Annotated in this window: 14 protein-coding genes; 5 read left to right on the top strand and 9 right to left on the bottom strand. The window is 44.5% G+C overall.

The genetic code is table 11. The features are described from left to right. The first annotated feature begins 115 nt into the window (after window positions 1-115). A complete protein-coding gene (locus A4R26_RS12690; protein WP_133054652.1) occupies window positions 116-3,154 on the top strand; it encodes a ligand-binding sensor domain-containing protein in 3,039 nt (1,012 codons plus the stop codon). Window positions 3,155-3,388: 234 nt separating this feature from the next. Here the strand turns inward: A4R26_RS12690 and A4R26_RS12695 are convergent, their stop codons facing one another. The 4 genes from A4R26_RS12695 to cmoA form a co-directional block, all read right to left on the bottom strand. After that, window positions 3,389-4,168, bottom strand: a complete 780-nt coding sequence (locus tag A4R26_RS12695) for a LytR/AlgR family response regulator transcription factor (RefSeq protein WP_081164143.1) — start codon at window positions 4,166-4,168, stop codon at window positions 3,389-3,391. Window positions 4,169-4,268: 100 nt separating this feature from the next. Continuing rightward, the gene (locus A4R26_RS12700) at window positions 4,269-5,324 is read right to left on the bottom strand and encodes a sensor histidine kinase (protein WP_081164144.1); all 1,056 of its coding nucleotides are present in this window, start codon (window positions 5,322-5,324) and stop codon (window positions 4,269-4,271) included. 192 nt (window positions 5,325-5,516) lie between these two features. Further along, entirely contained in the window at window positions 5,517-6,239 is a 723-nt protein-coding gene (locus A4R26_RS12705; protein WP_081164145.1) for a methyltransferase family protein, read from the bottom strand. A gap of 15 nt (window positions 6,240-6,254) precedes the next feature. After that, window positions 6,255-6,983: a carboxy-S-adenosyl-L-methionine synthase CmoA gene (gene cmoA, locus A4R26_RS12710; protein WP_081164146.1), complete on the bottom strand. Its 729-nt coding sequence runs from the start codon at window positions 6,981-6,983 to the stop codon at window positions 6,255-6,257. Window positions 6,984-7,942: 959 nt separating this feature from the next. On the opposite strand from cmoA, the gene A4R26_RS12715 reads away from it, so the two are divergent. Together A4R26_RS12715 and A4R26_RS12720 are read left to right on the top strand one after the other, a co-directional pair. Beyond that, window positions 7,943-8,371: a response regulator gene (locus A4R26_RS12715; RefSeq protein WP_081164147.1), complete on the top strand. Its 429-nt coding sequence runs from the start codon at window positions 7,943-7,945 to the stop codon at window positions 8,369-8,371. An 18-nt stretch (window positions 8,372-8,389) separates the two neighbouring features. Then, window positions 8,390-9,904 (top strand): sensor histidine kinase, encoded by a 1,515-nt coding sequence (locus A4R26_RS12720; RefSeq protein ID WP_081164148.1) that lies wholly within the window; start codon window positions 8,390-8,392, stop codon window positions 9,902-9,904. A gap of 3 nt (window positions 9,905-9,907) precedes the next feature. Here the strand turns inward: A4R26_RS12720 and A4R26_RS12725 are convergent, their stop codons facing one another. From A4R26_RS12725 to A4R26_RS12735, 3 genes are all read right to left on the bottom strand, one after another. Next, window positions 9,908-10,399, bottom strand: a complete 492-nt coding sequence (locus A4R26_RS12725; protein ID WP_081164195.1) for a regulatory protein RecX — start codon at window positions 10,397-10,399, stop codon at window positions 9,908-9,910. Window positions 10,400-10,473: 74 nt separating this feature from the next. Then, the gene (locus tag A4R26_RS12730) at window positions 10,474-11,571 is read right to left on the bottom strand and encodes a trypsin-like peptidase domain-containing protein (protein WP_081164149.1); all 1,098 of its coding nucleotides are present in this window, start codon (window positions 11,569-11,571) and stop codon (window positions 10,474-10,476) included. A gap of 92 nt (window positions 11,572-11,663) precedes the next feature. Beyond that, window positions 11,664-12,977, bottom strand: a complete 1,314-nt coding sequence (locus tag A4R26_RS12735) for a type III secretion system chaperone family protein (RefSeq protein WP_081164150.1) — start codon at window positions 12,975-12,977, stop codon at window positions 11,664-11,666. Window positions 12,978-13,516: 539 nt separating this feature from the next. Here A4R26_RS12735 and dnaN point away from each other — a divergent pair. Continuing rightward, the gene (gene dnaN / locus A4R26_RS12740; RefSeq protein ID WP_081164151.1) at window positions 13,517-14,632 is read left to right on the top strand and encodes a DNA polymerase III subunit beta; all 1,116 of its coding nucleotides are present in this window, start codon (window positions 13,517-13,519) and stop codon (window positions 14,630-14,632) included. Between the two features lie 261 nt (window positions 14,633-14,893). Next, complete coding sequence (locus A4R26_RS12745) at window positions 14,894-15,712, top strand: sterol desaturase family protein (protein ID WP_081164152.1); 819 nt, start codon at window positions 14,894-14,896, stop codon at window positions 15,710-15,712. A 105-nt stretch (window positions 15,713-15,817) separates the two neighbouring features. Here A4R26_RS12745 and A4R26_RS12750 read toward each other — a convergent pair whose 3' ends face one another. Beyond that, a complete protein-coding gene (locus A4R26_RS12750) occupies window positions 15,818-16,783 on the bottom strand; it encodes a transglutaminase family protein (RefSeq protein WP_081164153.1) in 966 nt (321 codons plus the stop codon). Between the two features lie 30 nt (window positions 16,784-16,813). Then, window positions 16,814-17,749 carry an alpha-E domain-containing protein gene (locus A4R26_RS12755; RefSeq protein ID WP_081164154.1) on the bottom strand — a complete coding sequence of 312 codons (936 nt, stop codon included), beginning with the start codon at window positions 17,747-17,749 and terminating at the stop codon, window positions 16,814-16,816. Window positions 17,750-17,926: the final 177 nt, after the last annotated feature.

The raw sequence follows: 17,926 nt of genomic DNA on the forward strand, positions 1-17,926 counted from the left end.
GTTCAACACCATTATCAACAATTCATCGTTACAAATTCACATTTTATCTTTTCAAAAGTTATATTTGTCAATTCATTATTTTTTTGTGCAGCGTTTATCCCTAATCATTTTGTTTTTGTGTGTATGCAGCCTGGTTTGTCTGTCGCAGGATGAAAGGCAATACACATTTGCACATTATTCAACTGATAAAGGACTGGCGGGGCATGAAGTAAAAGCCGTTATTCAGGATAAAGCCGGTTATATATGGGTAGGTACGGTAACAGGTTTACAACGTTTTGATGGCACCCGTTTTGTTACTTTCCGTCACCGGAAGTCAGACCCGGGCAGCATTCCCGAAAACAACATCAATCATCTTTTCCGCGATAAAAAGGACAATCTCTGGCTATTGACAGCCGCAGGTCATGTGGGCACCTTCGACACCCGGCGCTTCCGGTTCAACCCCGTGAATATCGCGTACACAAAAAAGAATTCCGTACAGGCCGATAAAAAGTTTTTTACCGATAGCCGCGGCAATATCTACCTGCTATGTTTCAGAACAGAATTGCTTGTGTATGATGAAAAAGTAAAACAATTTGTGCCGGCCAGTCATTTGATCCCTCTTCCGCCCAAATGGCCCGTTCTTTCTTTTTGCGAAGATGCGCAGGCGGGCAAATTTTATATTGGCACCGATTCCGGACTGGTAGTTTTCAACACCCGTACCAACAACCTGAGTTATTCAGGTCACAATGTTGAAAAAGAACTGTTGGTTGAACAATATGGGCATATTCCCAATGTGGCGCCTATGCTGCTCGATTCAAAACACCGGTTTTGGTTCCTCAGTTGGCCGCCAACTGTAGGCTGTCCGGTTTTTTATTGTTACGATCTGCAAAACAATTCCACCGTTCTAAAAAACTACAGCTTTTTACCGCTGATAAAGGAATATCACGAGCCCAGCGCTATGATAGAACAAAAGAACGGAACCATCTGGATTAAGGGCGGTAATATTTTTGCCAGCTACCTCGAAAAAGAAAACAAATTTCAACTCGTACACAACGGTTACATCAATGGCCAGAGTATTTCTTTTGAAACGGTGCATGACCTCAGGGAAGACAGGGAAGAAAACCTTTGGGTAGCCACCAATAATAATGGGTTGTTCCGGTTCAACCCCGGCCATGAATTTTTTCAGAATGTGCATCACATGAACCGCACAAAGAACATACCCGGTGAAGGTTCAGCCCTTTGTTTTTTAACCGACAATAACAACACCACTTTAATGGGCGCCTGGGGTAATGGAATTTACCGCTACGACTCCTCTTTCAAAAACATACCGCTGAACATCAAAGGCATTCCTGAAAATAATAACATCGTGGTTTGGTGCATGCAGCAAAGCAATGATGCTGATATAGTATGGATGGGCACACAGCCGGGCGGGTTATATAAATACAACCGGCAAACAAAAAGTGCGGCTTATTTCGATGTGCCCGCGCTTGAGCAATCGACGGTAAGGCAAATTGCCGAAGATAAATACGGCAATCTGTGGATAGGAACCCATACACGCGGTTTGTTCAAATACACCAGAACAGAAACGGAATATAATTTCACCACGAACGTTGAAAAAATTACGGAAGTTGATGCACGCACCATTAACGCCCTCACTATTGATAAAAGCGGTAATTTATTGGTAGGAACCAGCGCAAACGGCGCTTATGTCGTCGATACCAGGAACAACCGCGTTATTCATCATTTTACTACCGACGGGCCACCGCAACAACGGCTGCAAACCATGGTGGTTACTTCGTTTTGTATTTACAACGATACTGCGGTTATGATTGGCGGCGGCGGGTTTAACGTGTACAATCCTGTTAAGCAAACCATTCGAAAAATAATAACACCGTCGAGCATGCCCTTTGATGTGTCTGCCATTCAAAAAGATAAGGATGGATACCTGTGGGTAACGTTAACCACCGGCATGTTCAGGCTCAAACCCGAAAATTTGCGGGTGTTTATGGTTTTCGATCGCATCGATGGCATTGCCAACGACCGGTTCGTTACCGGGTCGTCAGCTACTTTGCCCGATGGGCGAATGGTGTTTGGCAGCACCAATCAGTTCATTGTTTTTAATCCCGGAGATTTTGTAATGGTCGACTCATTGCCCGATGTGGCCATTGCCGGTTTCAAAGTGCAAAACCAGTCGCTGCCGGTTGATTCGTTGCTCAGCCTGAAGCGCATTGAGCTGGGGCCGAACCAGAACGCCATTACCATCGAACTTTCTTATCTCTTATTTCAGCGTAACTCCCTGCTTAAATACAAACTTGAAGGTATCGATAAAGGCTGGGTACATGCCGATATTACCAATCAGGCGGTGTATCCGTATTTACCGCCGGGCACTTATACTTTCAAAGCGCTTACAGAAGATGCTGAAGGCAGACCCGCGAAAAATATTACAACACTTATCATTAAAGTAAGACCCGTTTGGTGGCAAACCTGGTGGTTCTTCGGGTTGATCGTTTTTGTTTGCCTGGGCGTGTTCCTGTGGATCGACCGGTTAAGGTTGCAGAAAATAAAAGCCACAGAAAGCGTTCGCAACCGCATTGCAACGAGTTTAACCGAAGACATGGGTAATTCGTTAAGCAGTATCAACATCACCAGTGAGCTGGCCAAAACAAAGATCGATACCGATACGGAACGAACCAGGGAATATATTAACCAGATCAGCGACAGCAGCAATCGTATGGTACAGGCCATGTACGATATGGTTTGGAGCATCAATCCTGAAAGTGATACACTGCGGCATACCATCGACAGAATGAAAGATTATGCGGCTGAAATGGAAAGCATGTATACGCCGTCGATCATATTTCAGGTAGATGAACAGGCGAAGGACCTGCGGTTACGAATGGAAACGCGGTATGAAATGCTGAGCATTTTCAAAGAAGCGGTGAATAATGCCGCCCGGCATGCGCAGGCAAAATACATCGAGGTGAACCTGCAATATAAAAACCCTGCACTAACGTTATGCATTCGCGACGATGGTAAAGGATTTAACGTGGAGTTGGTTGAATTGTCGAGAGGCCTGAGCGAAATGCGCCGCCGCGCCGGAAACGTCGATGCCAAATTCACATTGAAGTCGGAGATCAATACCGGAACCACCGTACGTTTATCTATGAATCAATAAATATCATTTTACCCTGAAAGTTGCTGTTGATTGTCGTGAAACGGCTTCTATATTTCGAACCGAGCGCTTTTTTCGTGAAGATCAAATGCAAAACAGAAGCTGAAGGCACAAGGCCCACAGGCCAAACCCATTATGCGTTTCACTTCGACATTGAACATTCAATATTCGATATACTTATTCTCTTTATCAACCCTTCCTGTATTCCATTATCGAATTATCACATTAGCAAATTAGCTACTTCCCCATCCACTTCTTAAAATCGGTAACCTTCTCGCGGCTAACGATGGCTTCTTTATCAACAATGGGTTTTAAATTCAGTAATAAGCGATTGCCGAAATAATCGTGGATCTGGTCGATACTGTTTACCGCAACGTAAAATGCGCGGCTGATACGGAAGAACTGATCGGGATCGAGCATATCTTCCAGGTCATCCATGGTATAATCAACAACGAATTTGCGGTTATCAGTTGTTTTGAAAAAGTTCAGCCGGCCATCGCTGTAGAAATAGGCGATCTCTTCAACATCGACACTTACCAGTTTTTGGGCATGTTTTACCAAAAAGCGTTTGCGGTATTCTTTTGGTTGCAGTTTTTGTTGCAACTCTTTTACCAGGTTATCAACATTGAGCGAAGGGGCGGCTGTGTTATTGGCATAGAGCGTTTTCAGCCCTTTGAGTTTTTCCAGCGCCGCATGCAGGTCTTCCTTTTGTATGGGCTTTAATAAATAATCGATGCTGTTCACCTTGAATGCTTTCAGGGCGTACTCATCGTATGAGGTGGTAAAAATAACCGTGCTTTTCACTTCTACTTTATCGAAGATCTCGAAGCTCTGGCCATCTGCCAGCTCTATATCCATCAATATCAGGTCGGGAGATGGATTCTGCTGCAACCAGCTTACCGAGCTGCGGATACTGTCTGCCACCCCAACTACCTCAGCAGTGGCGTCAACACTGGCCAACGTTTTTTGCAGCTTTTTTACCGCCAGTTCTTCGTCTTCAATAATAAGTACTTTCATGATGTCCGTGGTTTTGTGGAAGATGCAAATTACAAATCATGCGCTGTATCGCTTACCAGGCGGGCATGAATTGCCAGATCGGTGGATGAGTTGTGGTTTTTTAAGGGTGAATAAGCGGCACAACAACGGCAAATTCCTTCCCATCGTCGCGAACACTGATCTCTTCCTGCTTCATGAGCCGGTATTTCTTCACAATATTGCTCAGTCCCACTTTGTTCGATGATACCATCCTGTCTTTCCGTTGCAGGTTGTTGCTTACAATGAGCTTTCCGCTGTTGGTAGTAAGCAGCAGGATCTGTAAGGGGTTGTCTTTCAGGATCATATTGTGTTTTACTGCATTTTCAACCAGCATTTGGAGGGTGAGCGGCGGTATCATATAGCAGAGGAAGCGGTCTTCAATGGTGGCTTTCATTTCAAGCCCGTCGCCATAGCGGGTCTTAAGCAAATGAAAATAGGAATATATAAAATCCATTTCGGCCTGCAGGGTGGTTAACCCATCTTCATTGGTGCGCAACAGGTAACGATATACCTTGCTCATTTCATCGAGAAACTTTTCGGCTTTTTCGGGATCATCGCTTATGAGGGAGGAAAGGGAGTTTAGGCTGTTGAACAAAAAGTGCGGGTTTACCTGGCCTTTGAGGCCTTCGAGCTGGCTTTGCAGGTTTTCTTTTTTCAGTTGTTCCGCTTCATCGACCACTTCGCGCCAGCGCTCAAAAAAGGCAGCGCCTTCGTTAAGGCTGGTTGCCAAAAGATTACCGAAGGCGCCTGCGATCAGCGTCAACCCGTATGTAGTAAGGCTTATCTGGTAACCCATAAAGCCGGTATAGTCGTACCCCCAGAATAAAATGCTAAGAGCGGCTATCGTGAGCGCAATGTAAATGCCGAGACCAATGGTTATTCGCCTGAAAGTTTGACCATATTTGGGAAAGCGATTGCGCAGGCTCACCCCTACCATGCCACAACAAACATATACCAGGGCTATAACGCCCAGGGTTATACCTGTAGAGATAATAAAGTATCCCAACGAAGAGAAATACTGGGTTCCGAAAATTATGAAGTTCAGTAGAACCGCAAGGGGTGGCAGCAGGATGATAGCAATCACCCTTTCTTTTCGCGAGTACGTTAAAGGTTTTATATCGCCGGCAAATACCTCCATTCCATCTGTTTACGATTTAAATTACAATTGTTTTGCCCCTCGTTCCTAAAAGGGTGGCACCAATTGACACATTTGCCGATGAATTGATCCATTGGCCATGTTAACTGGGTGCTTCCCGATGCAAATTTAATCGTGAAACGGTTAAGAAACTTCAGCATTGATGCGTGATTTACGCCCCATCAGGAGCCCGGGCTACTCCTTCATTTTTCCCGATTTCTTCAAATACCTTACAAACAGATACGCGAAACCAAGCAGGGGAAGAATGATGGCCAGCAGTATGTTGCGCAGCCTGGGATCCTCATTGGTAATTTCAGGGTATTTGAACAATAAAATAAGGGTAATGCCGGTGAGCCAGATGTATTGGGTATTGTATTCTTTCAGGATCCAGCGGCGCCACCTGAATTGCATACTGTTAAAAGTAGATGAAATGCCATTTAAATCAGGCAGCCAGCGGTTTACGGTCTTTGTATAGCGGTCGTATTGTTCGCCGAACTTGTTGCGCAGGAATTTTTCTTCGGCAAGCACGATAGCCTGATATACAAAAAGAAAAAAAGGAATAAACACCGAAACATACAACAGGGAATTCGACAACACGCCTACGCCGCATAACATTAAAATGTTTCCTACATACAATGGGTTACGGCAGTGATTGAAAATGCCGCTGGTAACCAGTTCTTCTGCATACACTTTTCCTTCTTTACCGCCACGAATGATGTAGGCCAGTCCTATGGTTGCTCCCCTTATGAGCTGGCCGCTTACGGTAATGAGCAGGCCGAAAATCACCGGCCATAAAAAGTAGTTGGTACCAAAATTTTCCGGAGAAAATAATGGAGGCGAGGGAATAAATAAAGCCAGGTACAGGAACAGGAACAAAAAATTCCTGTACCGGAAAAAGAAATTACCGATCGAGATCATTCTTATTTGGTGCTTTTAATTTTTTACGGCAATCAGGCCTGAGAAGTTATACCATTTGAAAAATATTTCACAATGCGAAAAACCGGCTTCACGCAGGATCAGTATATTCTCACTTAATTTATAGGGGATCAGCACATTTTCAAGCGCTTCGCGTTTTTGTGAGATCTCCATTTCGCTATAATGTTGCCGCCTTTTATAATTGTAGTAATAGTCGATGAAATCGCGGTTGAACTGACTTTCTTCGGCCAGAATTTTTTCAACGATGATCAATACACCGTTATCGACCAACCCGTCAATAATTTTTTTGAGCAGCTTTTCGCGGTACAGCGGCCGTACGAACTGGAGCGTTAAACAGAGGATCACAACGGATGCATTTTTGATCTCCACTCCGTTATTCAGATCCCCAACGCAAAGATCATAGGGCCGGCTAATGCCCGCATCATCCAGCTTGCTCTTGCATTTTTGAAGCATATCCGCCGAATCATCGATGCCAACAAACCGTACATCCTTCGAGATCGTTTTATCCATCAGCAAAAATGAAGTTCCGGTTGAACAGCCGAGGTCATACACATTCGTACCGTCAAGTGCATGATTTGCAGCTAATTCCGCAACCATTCGTTGCATTTCGGCATAAAATGGCACCGACCGGTTCACCATGTCGTCGAAAACGTCTGCAACTTTTTTACTGAATTTAAAATCAGCCGGTTTGAGTGTCTGTTCCTTAAAAACTTCGTCCTTTAGCATTGAATCTGGTTTTCGTTGGTTTATAATGAGACGACAATCATTGTCGGGAATTGCTATTTTGTCATAAATAATTGTACCAGAATACCGCTACAGCGGGCATTTTAATTGTCTTTCAGGGCTGGAGGTATCAATTTATGCAAAAACCACCATAAAACCTATCATGTTGCACAGTAAAACCGGCTACATTTAGACAAAATGGCAATTTGTGTAGATAAGACGCCTGTGTATTCCAATTTAGATTTTTACGGGTTACATCGTTTTAAGGTTGGGCGTTTTAAGTTAAAAAGTTACCAATATGATCATAACCAGGGTTGACCGGCGGGTATGTGGAAGTGTTGGCGCTTCTAAAGGCCGCAGGTAGAAATCGGCGTTTGTCGCCCTGCGTGATCTAGGGGTTTGTAAGTAAATTATAATAAGTTAAATATAAAGTGCGTGGAATTTCACCGCGAAATTGTTTGAAATGCTTTACTGGCGTAGCATCTTTGTGTTGTTAACAGTTAACGATATCCAATTCCTGAAATACCCGATCCATTTCCCTTGAAAACTATCTGAATCCAATAGTTGAAAAAACCGTCCGAATCCAACCCTTGTGAAACCTGTCCAATCCTGATGTTAAAACCAACACGTTTACCAAGGATCCCTTAATGAAGTAATTACCCCGCTCCAGATATCTATCGGAACGGGGTTCTTCTTTTTATCAGTACCGGTATAAAAAGCAATTGCCTTTACATGAAATATGCTTATTTTTACTTATACATGACGGTTGCTTGCATTTGACCCTCAATCAACTGTTATCGTTTTCACTTCAGGCTGCCGGTTCATTTAATGTTCGATGGTATCAATTTCCCAACCCTGTGACGCAAATATTCCCCGCGCAACATTTTCAATTGGTTAATTAGTCTGGTTAAGCCCATAAGGCAATGGTTTGTAACGTTTCGTTTTAAAAAGCATTTCTCCTGATGAAACAAAAACTTATGTGCATTCTATTCATCGACGATGATGAACCAACTAATTTCCTGAACCAGTTACTTGTTGAAGAAATGGGTTGTGCGCATCATGTTCAGGTAGTTACCAGCGGTAGAGAAGCATTGGAATATTTAACAGGTACGGGTTCATTCGATAATGGTAAACAGCACCCCCGCCCCGATCTTATTTTTCTCGATATCAACATGCCGGGTATGGATGGCTGGGAGTTCCTGCAGCATTACCAAAAGCTGCCGCCAAACCAAAAAGCAAATATTGTAATGGTAATGCTCACTACTTCCTTAAACCCCGATGATGAACTGGCGGCTCAGGAAAATGTCGAGATCTCAGGATTCGAAAACAAACCCCTTCAACCCGAAGTGATACAAAAAATAATATCGCGTTTTTTTCCGGAGTCATGCTAACACCTTTGGAAAGTTATTATGAAAGATCAAAATGAAATTCTGCTCGAAAATGAAAAAGCATTCAAATCTTTATTTGAACATGCCACTATCAGCATTTTGGTGACAGATGAAAACGGTGATATCAATCTGGTTAATCCCAATGCCGAAAAACTATTTGGCTATACCCGGGATGAACTGGCCGGAAAACCTATAGAGTTATTAATTCCCGAACCGCTAAGAGATATTCATCGCCATCACCGGCAACATTATTTCAATGCGCCAAAGGCGCGGCCCATGGGATTGGGCAAAGACCTGTTTGCCCGCGATAAAAATGGCCGCACATTCCCGGTAGAGATCAGCCTGGGTTATTATAAACTAGGCACGAAGAACATGGCCGTTGCTTTTATTACCGATGTAAGTGAAAGAAAAAAAGCCGAAACCATTTTACGCGCCAGCGAAGAAACCACCCGGCTCATCATGAACTCAGCCCTCGATGCCATTATTTGTATTGACACCGAAGGATGTATTACTGTATGGAACCCCCAGGCGGAAAAGATCTTTGGGTGGACTGAGGCCGAAATAAAAGGCAGCCGGCTTTCCGATACGATCATTCCTGAACAATACCGCGCACTTCATGAGGCGGGTCTGAAACGGTATTTAACCACCCGCGAGCATAACGTTATAAACAAACTGATCGAAATTACCGCCCTTAACCGCCAGGGAAAAGAATTTCCTATTGAACTAACCATTATACCAATGCGGCAAAAGGATACCGATTTCTTTTGCGCATTTATTCGCGACATTACCGAAAAACGGGAAGCTGAGGTAAGGCAAAAGGAATATGCCGAAGACCTCAAGCAGAAAAATATTGAACTGGAACAATTTGCTTATGTGGCTTCACACGATCTGCAGGAACCGCTACGCACCGTATCGGGTTTTGTTGAGTTGCTGAAACGCCATTATAAAGACCAGTCAGACGAAAATGTGACCAAATACATTAACTATATTACCGATGCTTCAGACAGAATGCGGCGCCTGGTGCAGGATCTGCTCGATTATTCAAGATTGGGCCGCGAACGCATTCTTGAACCCATCGACTGCAACCACGTTGTTCAGCAGGTATTGAACGATCTTACCATGGCTGTACAGGAAAGCGGTGCGGTTGTACATATCGACAGGCTGCCGGTAATTGCAGGATATGCCACTGAAATGAAACAGCTGTTTCAAAACCTGATCAGTAATTCAATTAAATTCAGAAAACCCGGCCAACCGGCCGTTATCTCCATATCGGCAATGCCGGCAGAGGAATACTGGAAATTCAAAATAACCGATAATGGAATTGGGATTGAAGATAAATACTGGGAGCGCATTTTCATTATCTTCCAACGGCTGCATACCAAGAATGAATATGAAGGAACCGGCATTGGACTGGCGCACTGTAAAAAAATAGCCGAGCTGCACAATGGAAAAATATGGGTTGATTCAACACCCGGCGAAGGTTCAACTTTTTATTTTACTATCAGGAAACGGAATACAGATCCCTGGAGGGCGTGAGTGTCACTCATTCTTCTCTTCTTTCAACTCAGCCACCACCTTTCTGATCAACTCGGGCTCATACCCCTTCTGCAATAAGTAATCGGTTGTTTTGGCCATTTTTACGAACCCGTTCACGCCCGCTCCTTTTACCAGCCCCCATTTTTGTTTGGCCAGTTTGTTTAGCGTTTTTTCATAATCTGCTTCATCGATCTCCTTCATGGCTTTGTTTATACAATACGTACTTACCTGCTTTTGCTTCAGCTCATGTTTTATTTTTACGCGCCCCCATTGCTTCATACGGAATTTTCCGCCGGCAAACTGGATGGCAAAACGTTCTTCGTTCAGGTAATCTTCTTCTATTAACTGCGCCATCGATTCTTCCACCATTTGCTTACGCAACCCGAAAGAATACAGTTTTTCTTTCACCTCTACATGGCTTCGTTCCTGGTACGCGCAGTAATGCCGCAGTTTCTGCAACGCCTGCTCTTTGGTTAATTGCTTTCGTTGTAACATGCTGATCAAAAAAGGTGTGGCACACTTCGCTGACTGTGCAAAGAAAAGTGTACCACACCTGATATACTTATTTACTATTCTTCCATCCGGTCCAAACATCCATATTCATTCTTCAACAGATCGTCATAATAATCTGCTTTTTTGAACAGGTTGTCAAACACCTTTACCCCGCCATCTTTGGTAATATCGAGGTCGTACATGATGCATGACAATACGATATTCTGGTTCTGACAGCTCAATACCAAACTATTGGTGCGGTAATTCTCCTGCAGCAGGAACTGGTACAGCGGTTTTATCTTTAGCGCATCCTGCGGAAGCTGACACAAATAGGCATCGCCTACCACAAAATAATTTTCTGCATTGTAAGTGATCTTGATCTTCGCACTGCCTTCACGCACTTCCCAGCGATTCACTCCTTCACGGGCAAGTTTTATGTCTTTCCCCAGTTCTTTCAGTATATCTTCAATTGTTTTGGCAACACCGGTAGGCACAGCTTCCTGCTCGGGCATTACAGGCAGCTTTACCTCGGTACCGCAGGCCGGACAATACTTCTCCGAATCGATATTCCCGGGCAATACCAGGTAATCGCAGCTATGGCAGCGGGTACTGCTGGTGCCTTTATGCGGTGCATACAACTGCAACGCGGTGCGCAGGTAATTTACCGGTAAGGCAAAACCAAGGTTATCGCCACCCTGCACCTTGAACGAATTCACCCCAATTACTTCACCGCTGGAATTTACCAGCGGGCCGCCGCTGTTCCCGGGGTTGATGGCCGCATCGATCTGGATGAACTTCAACCCATCGCGAATACGGTCTACTTTTGAAATAACCCCCTGCGTAGCGGAATAATTAAATCCGAAAGGATGGCCAATGGCCAGCACTTCATCCCCGTCTTTCAACGCATCGTAATTTCCTAAGCGGATAGCAGGTATTTCAGCATTGGCCGGGCCCTGTAAAAAGGCAAGGTCATGCTTGCGATCGGTGTACCAAACACGTGATAAGGTTTTTTCAAACGTTTTACCGGCGATGGTTACTTCTGCATTGTCCTGCACCACGTGATCATTGGTTACAATAACATCATACTCCTTTAAATAAAACCCCGTACCGGTACCGGTTTGCGTAGCTATTTGAATGATGGCGGGATGAAACTGCCCTATTATATCCTGAACCATTGATTTGAATATTTTATTGTGGCTCTAAAGTGTCACACTTCTCCGTGCGCGCAAATGAAGTGTAGCATTTTTAAAGCTTCACATTATAATTTTTAGTTAGAATCGAAATTTAAAGCGGTGAGCTCCGTGCTAAAGCTGCTGTTGAATGCAACCAGGCTGTTGAACTTAAGTGTATCCATCCTGAATTGCAGTTTGGGATATTTACTTTGCCAGGCGCCAATGATCTCATCTATCCGTTGGCGAATAGCCTCGGGGTTGAATTGATTGGCCAGGATGTCATAATACGGAACGGTAAACCCGAGCGCTTCAAAATATTCCCTGTAACTGATCTGCATAAATAACAATACAAGATCACTCAGCGGTTTAGGCAAACTGTAAGAGTACTGGCTGAACGACAGGGCATATTCCATTACATTATTGGCAACCGTTGGATAGTTGTTATCGCGGTACCAGACCACATTCTGCGCCGCGGCGTTAATGGCGTCAACCACCGTTTGATGGTGTTGCGGAACCACAATTGCGAAAGTATGTTTAGCCCTGAACAGGAATGGGTAAACCTCCTCCTTCGTTTTGCTCTGCAGCTTTTTGAACCCTTCTATCATGCCCTGGTTGCGTTCCATGGTTTGTTTTTCATCCTTGCGGTAATAGATCTCAACGATCTTTTCCAGTTCGTTGAGCAATTTGCCGTCAGGACAAATCAAATAATCGATTCGGAAAGCCAGCGAAAGCAACAGGTAGGCAATTCCACCCGAAAACTTATCGGCATCCAGTGTGGCGATATAATCAAGCGCTTCCTTTATCCAGCGCATCATGAAGCTGTATTTCACTTCTTTCTCTGAATCGGGAATGGTAATGATATGCTCGGTATCTACGGTTTGCAGGGCGGCAAACTCCTGTACCAGCAGGTCGTCGAGTTTGTCGGCTTTAATGGCCAGTTCTTTTAACCCGTAGTATAATTTATTGGGATTGGCTGCTTTTATATCGCTGTCGAACCGCATGCACAACCGTTCGTTGTCGAGGGCATAACGGCTGTAATAGAGGCTGAAATTCATTTCAAGCAGGCGGCGCATAACCGGTACGCTGGCTTGCGGCATCCGGGCCAGGGTAATTTCGGCCTTCAGGCTTTCTTTGTCAAATTCACCGCGAACGATCTTGGAACCCTGAAAGATCTGGAATGTGCCACTATCGTTATTTCGCTGCAGCACCACATTGCGCTCTTTATCATCGGCCAGGTAATCAAAAAAGGCATCGATGCTTTCGTAATACGACTGTTGTTTGAACAGGTTATCGGCATCGGTCCAGCGGCGCACTTTTTCTACCGTTTTGTTATTATCGGAATAGCGGCCAAAAGAGATATCCGGGTTGTCGGGTTTCTTTTTACCTCGTCCGAACAGTTTGTCAAACATATAAGGTTTTATTGTTTTAGATACAAAATCAGGTTCCTTCAAAAAGCTTAAGGCCTAACGCTCAATGCTTAACGCTTAAACCACGGAATATCGTATTTCACTTTCATTGTATATCTGTTCTCGCTACGTTAAGCCATTCGTTCTCTGGCTGGTAGAAACCGGCAACAAAGGCAATTAGCGATGCGGCGATGCGCAAGGGCATAAAATTCCTTTACGAAAGGCTTCCGCTTTCAGCGTTAAGAGCGTTTCCGCCTTTGGCGGATCCAGCATTTTTTTATGGGAAAGCCGCCTTAACCACCCCGGTCGTAATTTGAATGAATTTTGCCGTTTTGCAGTTAACCGGTGCCGACGACCTGCTTATGCTTCCTACGGTTTGGAATGTGGCGTTTTTTGAAAACGGCACCCGGTACACATTTCAGGGGCCGGTTTTTCAATACCGTTGAAAGGCAAGATAGCATATTTGTGGATTTCGTGTTTTAAAAAAACCGGGTAATTTATTCAGTCAGAACCCTATATTTGCTCAAATCTTAATCAGTTATATGAAGTTTATCGTTTCATCTTCGGCCTTATTGAAACAATTACAACAGATTAGCGGGGTGATCAATGCCAATACGGTGCTGCCTATCCTGGAAGATTTTTTGTTCGATGTACAAAAAAATCAACTATCGGTAGTTGCCACTGATCTGGAAACAGTAATGAAAATTCAGCTGGAGGTTGAGGCGAAAGATGCCGGCCGTGTTTGTATCCCGGCCAAGATCCTGATGGATTCACTGAAGAACATTCCCGAGCAGCCGCTCACTTTCAATATCGATAAGAACTACGCTGTTGAAATAACCAGCGATAATGGTAAGTATAAAGTGATGGGTGAAAACCCCGATAACTTCCCTAAAGACCCGGTGGCCGATGATACCAATTCATTCACCGTTTCTTCTGCGGCCCTGGTAACCGCCATCAATAAAACCCTGTTCGCCGTAAGTAACGATGATCTTCGTCCGGCCATGACAGGGGTGTTCTTCGAAATGGATAAAAAAGGTTTGCAGTTCGTTGCTACCGATGCACATCGCCTTGTTCGTTACAAACGTACAGATGTAAGCTGTCCGAAAACCGATTCGCTCATCGTACCTAAAAAACCGCTTACGTTGTTGAAAGCAGCCATGCCGGTGAACGATGATGAGCTTACCATCAGTTATAACAGCAACCACCTTTTCGTTACCCATGGCACTACCCAGTTAAGCTGCCGGCTTATCGATGCGCGTTTCCCCGATTATAAAGTGGTTATCCCTACCGATAACCCCTATAAATTAACGGTTAACCGCACCGATTTTCAAGGCGCGTTACGCCGGGTTGGAATTTTCAGTAACAAAAGCACCAACCAGGTTGTATTAAGTATCAGCGGCAGCCAGTTGCAGTTAACGGCCCAGGATATCGACTTTTCGTTTGAAGGTAACGAACGTATGAAATGTCAGTACAATGGTGAAGATCTGCAGATCGCCTTCAACGCCAAATTCCTGATCGAAATGTTGAACGCTACCGATACTGATGATATTACTGTTGAATTATCAACGTCAACCAAGGCCGGTATCATTCGCCCCGGTGACCAGGACGAAAATGAAGAACTGCTGATGCTGGTTATGCCTTTAATGTTAAACACCTGATCGCTATTTTTATATATTTACTTCGCTATTAATACAGCAATCCCGCTTCAGGCGGGATTTTTTTATTTTACAGAATGGCCGAAAATAAAATCCGATCAAAAAGGTCATAAAGGAAGTACAGTTTACATTTTTTTTGATAGTGAAAATTATTAACCCTCCCCACTTAATGAATTAGGCGGCTCCACATGCTTTTAAACCCCCCGCGCCTCATCTCCTGACGGATTTTTTAGCGTAAATTACTGGTACAAACGATGTACTGCCATGGACGTTTTTATGCAATTTTGGGAGAATATCGCCCCCTGGCAACGAATGGCCATTCTGATGGGCGGCATGATCTTATTCTGGCTGATTGAGGGATATTACCCTCTTTTCCGGTTTTCGTGGAAACGGTACAAACATGCGGGGGTAAACCTCGTATTCCTGTTCACCACCGTGGTATTGAATATCGTTTTAGGCTCCATCACCATCATTGCCTGTAAATGGGTCACCGACCATGAATTCGGTTTACTAAATCTGTTCGATCTTCCTCTTTGGGCCAATATAATTCTGAGCCTGTTGTTTATGGATTTCTTCGCCCAGTATGCACCGCACTACATGATGCACAAGGTGAAGTTCATGTGGAAGTTTCATATGATCCATCACAGCGATACCAAGGTTGATGTTACTACCGGTACCCGCCATCACCCCGGCGAATGGATCTTCAGGGAATGCTTTACGATCATCGGCGTGTACATGATAGGGCTTTCGATCGGCATGTATTTTCTGTACCGGAGCATGTCGGCCATCTTTACGCATTTCAATCATGCCAACATCAGGGTTCCGCTCTGGCTCGATAAACCTATTAGCTGGATCTTCGTTTCGCCCAATATGCACAAGGTGCATCACCATTATAAACGCCCGTATACCGATACCAACTACGCGAATATTTTCTCCCTGTGGGACCGCCTCTTCGGCACCTTTGCCTATACCGATCCCAAACAATTACATTATGGGTTAGATGTGCTGGAAGATAGTACTGATGAGAGTCTTTCGTATCAATTGAAGCTTCCCTTTAATAAGAATATAAAGACCGACTATTAAACAGTTTGTGGTTTATGGTTTGTGGTTGCCCGAAATTTAGAGGGCCCGATTAATTGCAGGCATGCTGCAATAGCAGAACCACAAACAACAAACCATAAACTTTTATTATTGCTGTTGCTGTATCATTTCCATATACCTTCTGTACGAATTATCGTCACTTTTGTTACCGCCGTTGGTAATTGGATGCGGCATTAAGATAGTGGCATGGTCGTCCTGCACATGGCCGTCTTCGTAACTTACCGAAACGCCTACTTCGAGGCTGTGGTTGGAAGTGCCTTTATAAGTTCCTTTTACGGGCGAACAGTCGCTGAAGTTGCGGCCAACCGCCAGCCGAACATGCAGGTCGTTCACAAAACAATTATTGGTGGGATCGAGGCCCAGCCAGCCATAGTTGGGAATATAAGCCTCTACCCAGGCATGGGTAGCGCCTTCGCCGCGCATGCCGTTGCGGTTGGGACAAATATACCCGCTTACGTAGCGGGCGGGAATACTGATCATACGCAGCATCACCAGTAAGATGTGGGCAAAGTCCTGGCAAACGCCGGCTTTCAGTTTCCAGATTTCGTCGGGCGTGGTTTCCACACTGGTTACACCCTGTATATATTGAAATTCCTTGTAAACATATTCGTTCAGCTTTTGCGCTGCAACCAGCGGCGTAACCTGCATGTATTGCCCTACCTGCGTATCGCTTTTTATTTCACCAACTGCTTCACAGCTTTCCTGCTTAAGAAAATCAATGAACGGCACCTGGGATCTAATAGCCTGTAAACCGGCCCATTGCTCTTCTTTGGGAATGGTATCATCGGGCAGGGGCCTGCTTTTGGTTACCACCTCAATTTTTGAGTCGATCTTCAGTTCGCTGTGCGCACCGGTAAACATGAACGACCCTACTTCATTTCCATAATAATCCTTGTAAACATCTACGGCAGGTTCCCCGGTGATAACGAGGTCCTGTTTCAAAACTGTCTGGTATTCATCCTTTACAGGGAACAAAATGATCTGGTTGGCGCTATCGCGAACCGGCACCTCGTAAGTATACCTGGTAACGTGATGAATTTTGAATTGTGGCATGGTTGGCAAAAATACAGGTTCCTTACTGTTTTAACTATATGCAAAACAACATTGATTCAGTGCATTGGCAATGGCGTACAGATCATTTTTGATGTCAACCAGATACTGATGCAGGTTTTGACTAATGATCGTTTCCGCCGTTGAGTAACGAACCTTGCTCAGCAGTTTGCCGATCATAAAATCGAGCTGCTGGTAATTGTTCACTTTGCCTTCTTTTTTCAGCCGGTCGAAATAGCGTTGCAGCCGGGTGATGGAGTATATAATGGAGCGGGGAAAATGATCGTTAAGTACTACCTGTTCAATTACGTTGCGGGCATCAAAACCCGTGCGATAGGTTTTCAGGTACAATTCATAACCGGCAATGGAAAGCAACAGATACTTCCAGTAAGGCGCATCGGCCGCGGTATCGGAATTATACTGGTTATTGATGAACCGTACATTCAAAATGTCAACCGATAAAATGGCGCGTTCGAGGAACTTCCCGATATTCATAAAAGAATATCCTTCCCCGCGCGACATGGTAATATCGGCCGTTCCGTAATAAAGCAAACCCTGTTTTATCAGCACATCCAGGATGGTGATAGGATCGTCTTTCTGCAACCAGTGGGTCAGCCATTCTTCTTTGGTGGTATGGTAGTAGTCGTTCAGGCACTGCCATAGTTCCTTGGTGATGTGGTCCTGCACACTGCGGGCGTTTTCCCGGGCGCGGGTCACAATGTTCACCACGGCATTGGGATTTCCTTTATCGGCAACAATGTATTGCAGAATGCCGCGGGGATTTGTTTCCAGTTGTTTGGCTTCGGTTTCTTCGAGGTAGGTGAACAGCCGAAGTACCGGCCGCCACGAAAATTCTGAGATGCTATCCTGCGAATAGGCATAATTCACCTTCAGCATTCGTAAAATACCATCGCTGCGTTCAATGTAACGGCTCATCCAGTATAAACTATCGGCTACTCTACTAAGCATTAATCAGTACGTTGTTTTAGTTACAAATTCTCGGGTAACAAGTTTGCGGTTACCATATAATAAAAGATTAAAGCAAAGGCAACGAGCAAAGCAAACAGCCTAAAGCTGAAAGCAAAACATGGAATTGCCATTTCTCATTTCCTGTTTTCCACTTCGACATTTAACATTGGACATTCG

This window comes from Niastella populi (assembly GCF_002078015.1).
GTDB classification, from domain to species: domain Bacteria; phylum Bacteroidota; class Bacteroidia; order Chitinophagales; family Chitinophagaceae; genus Niastella; species Niastella populi.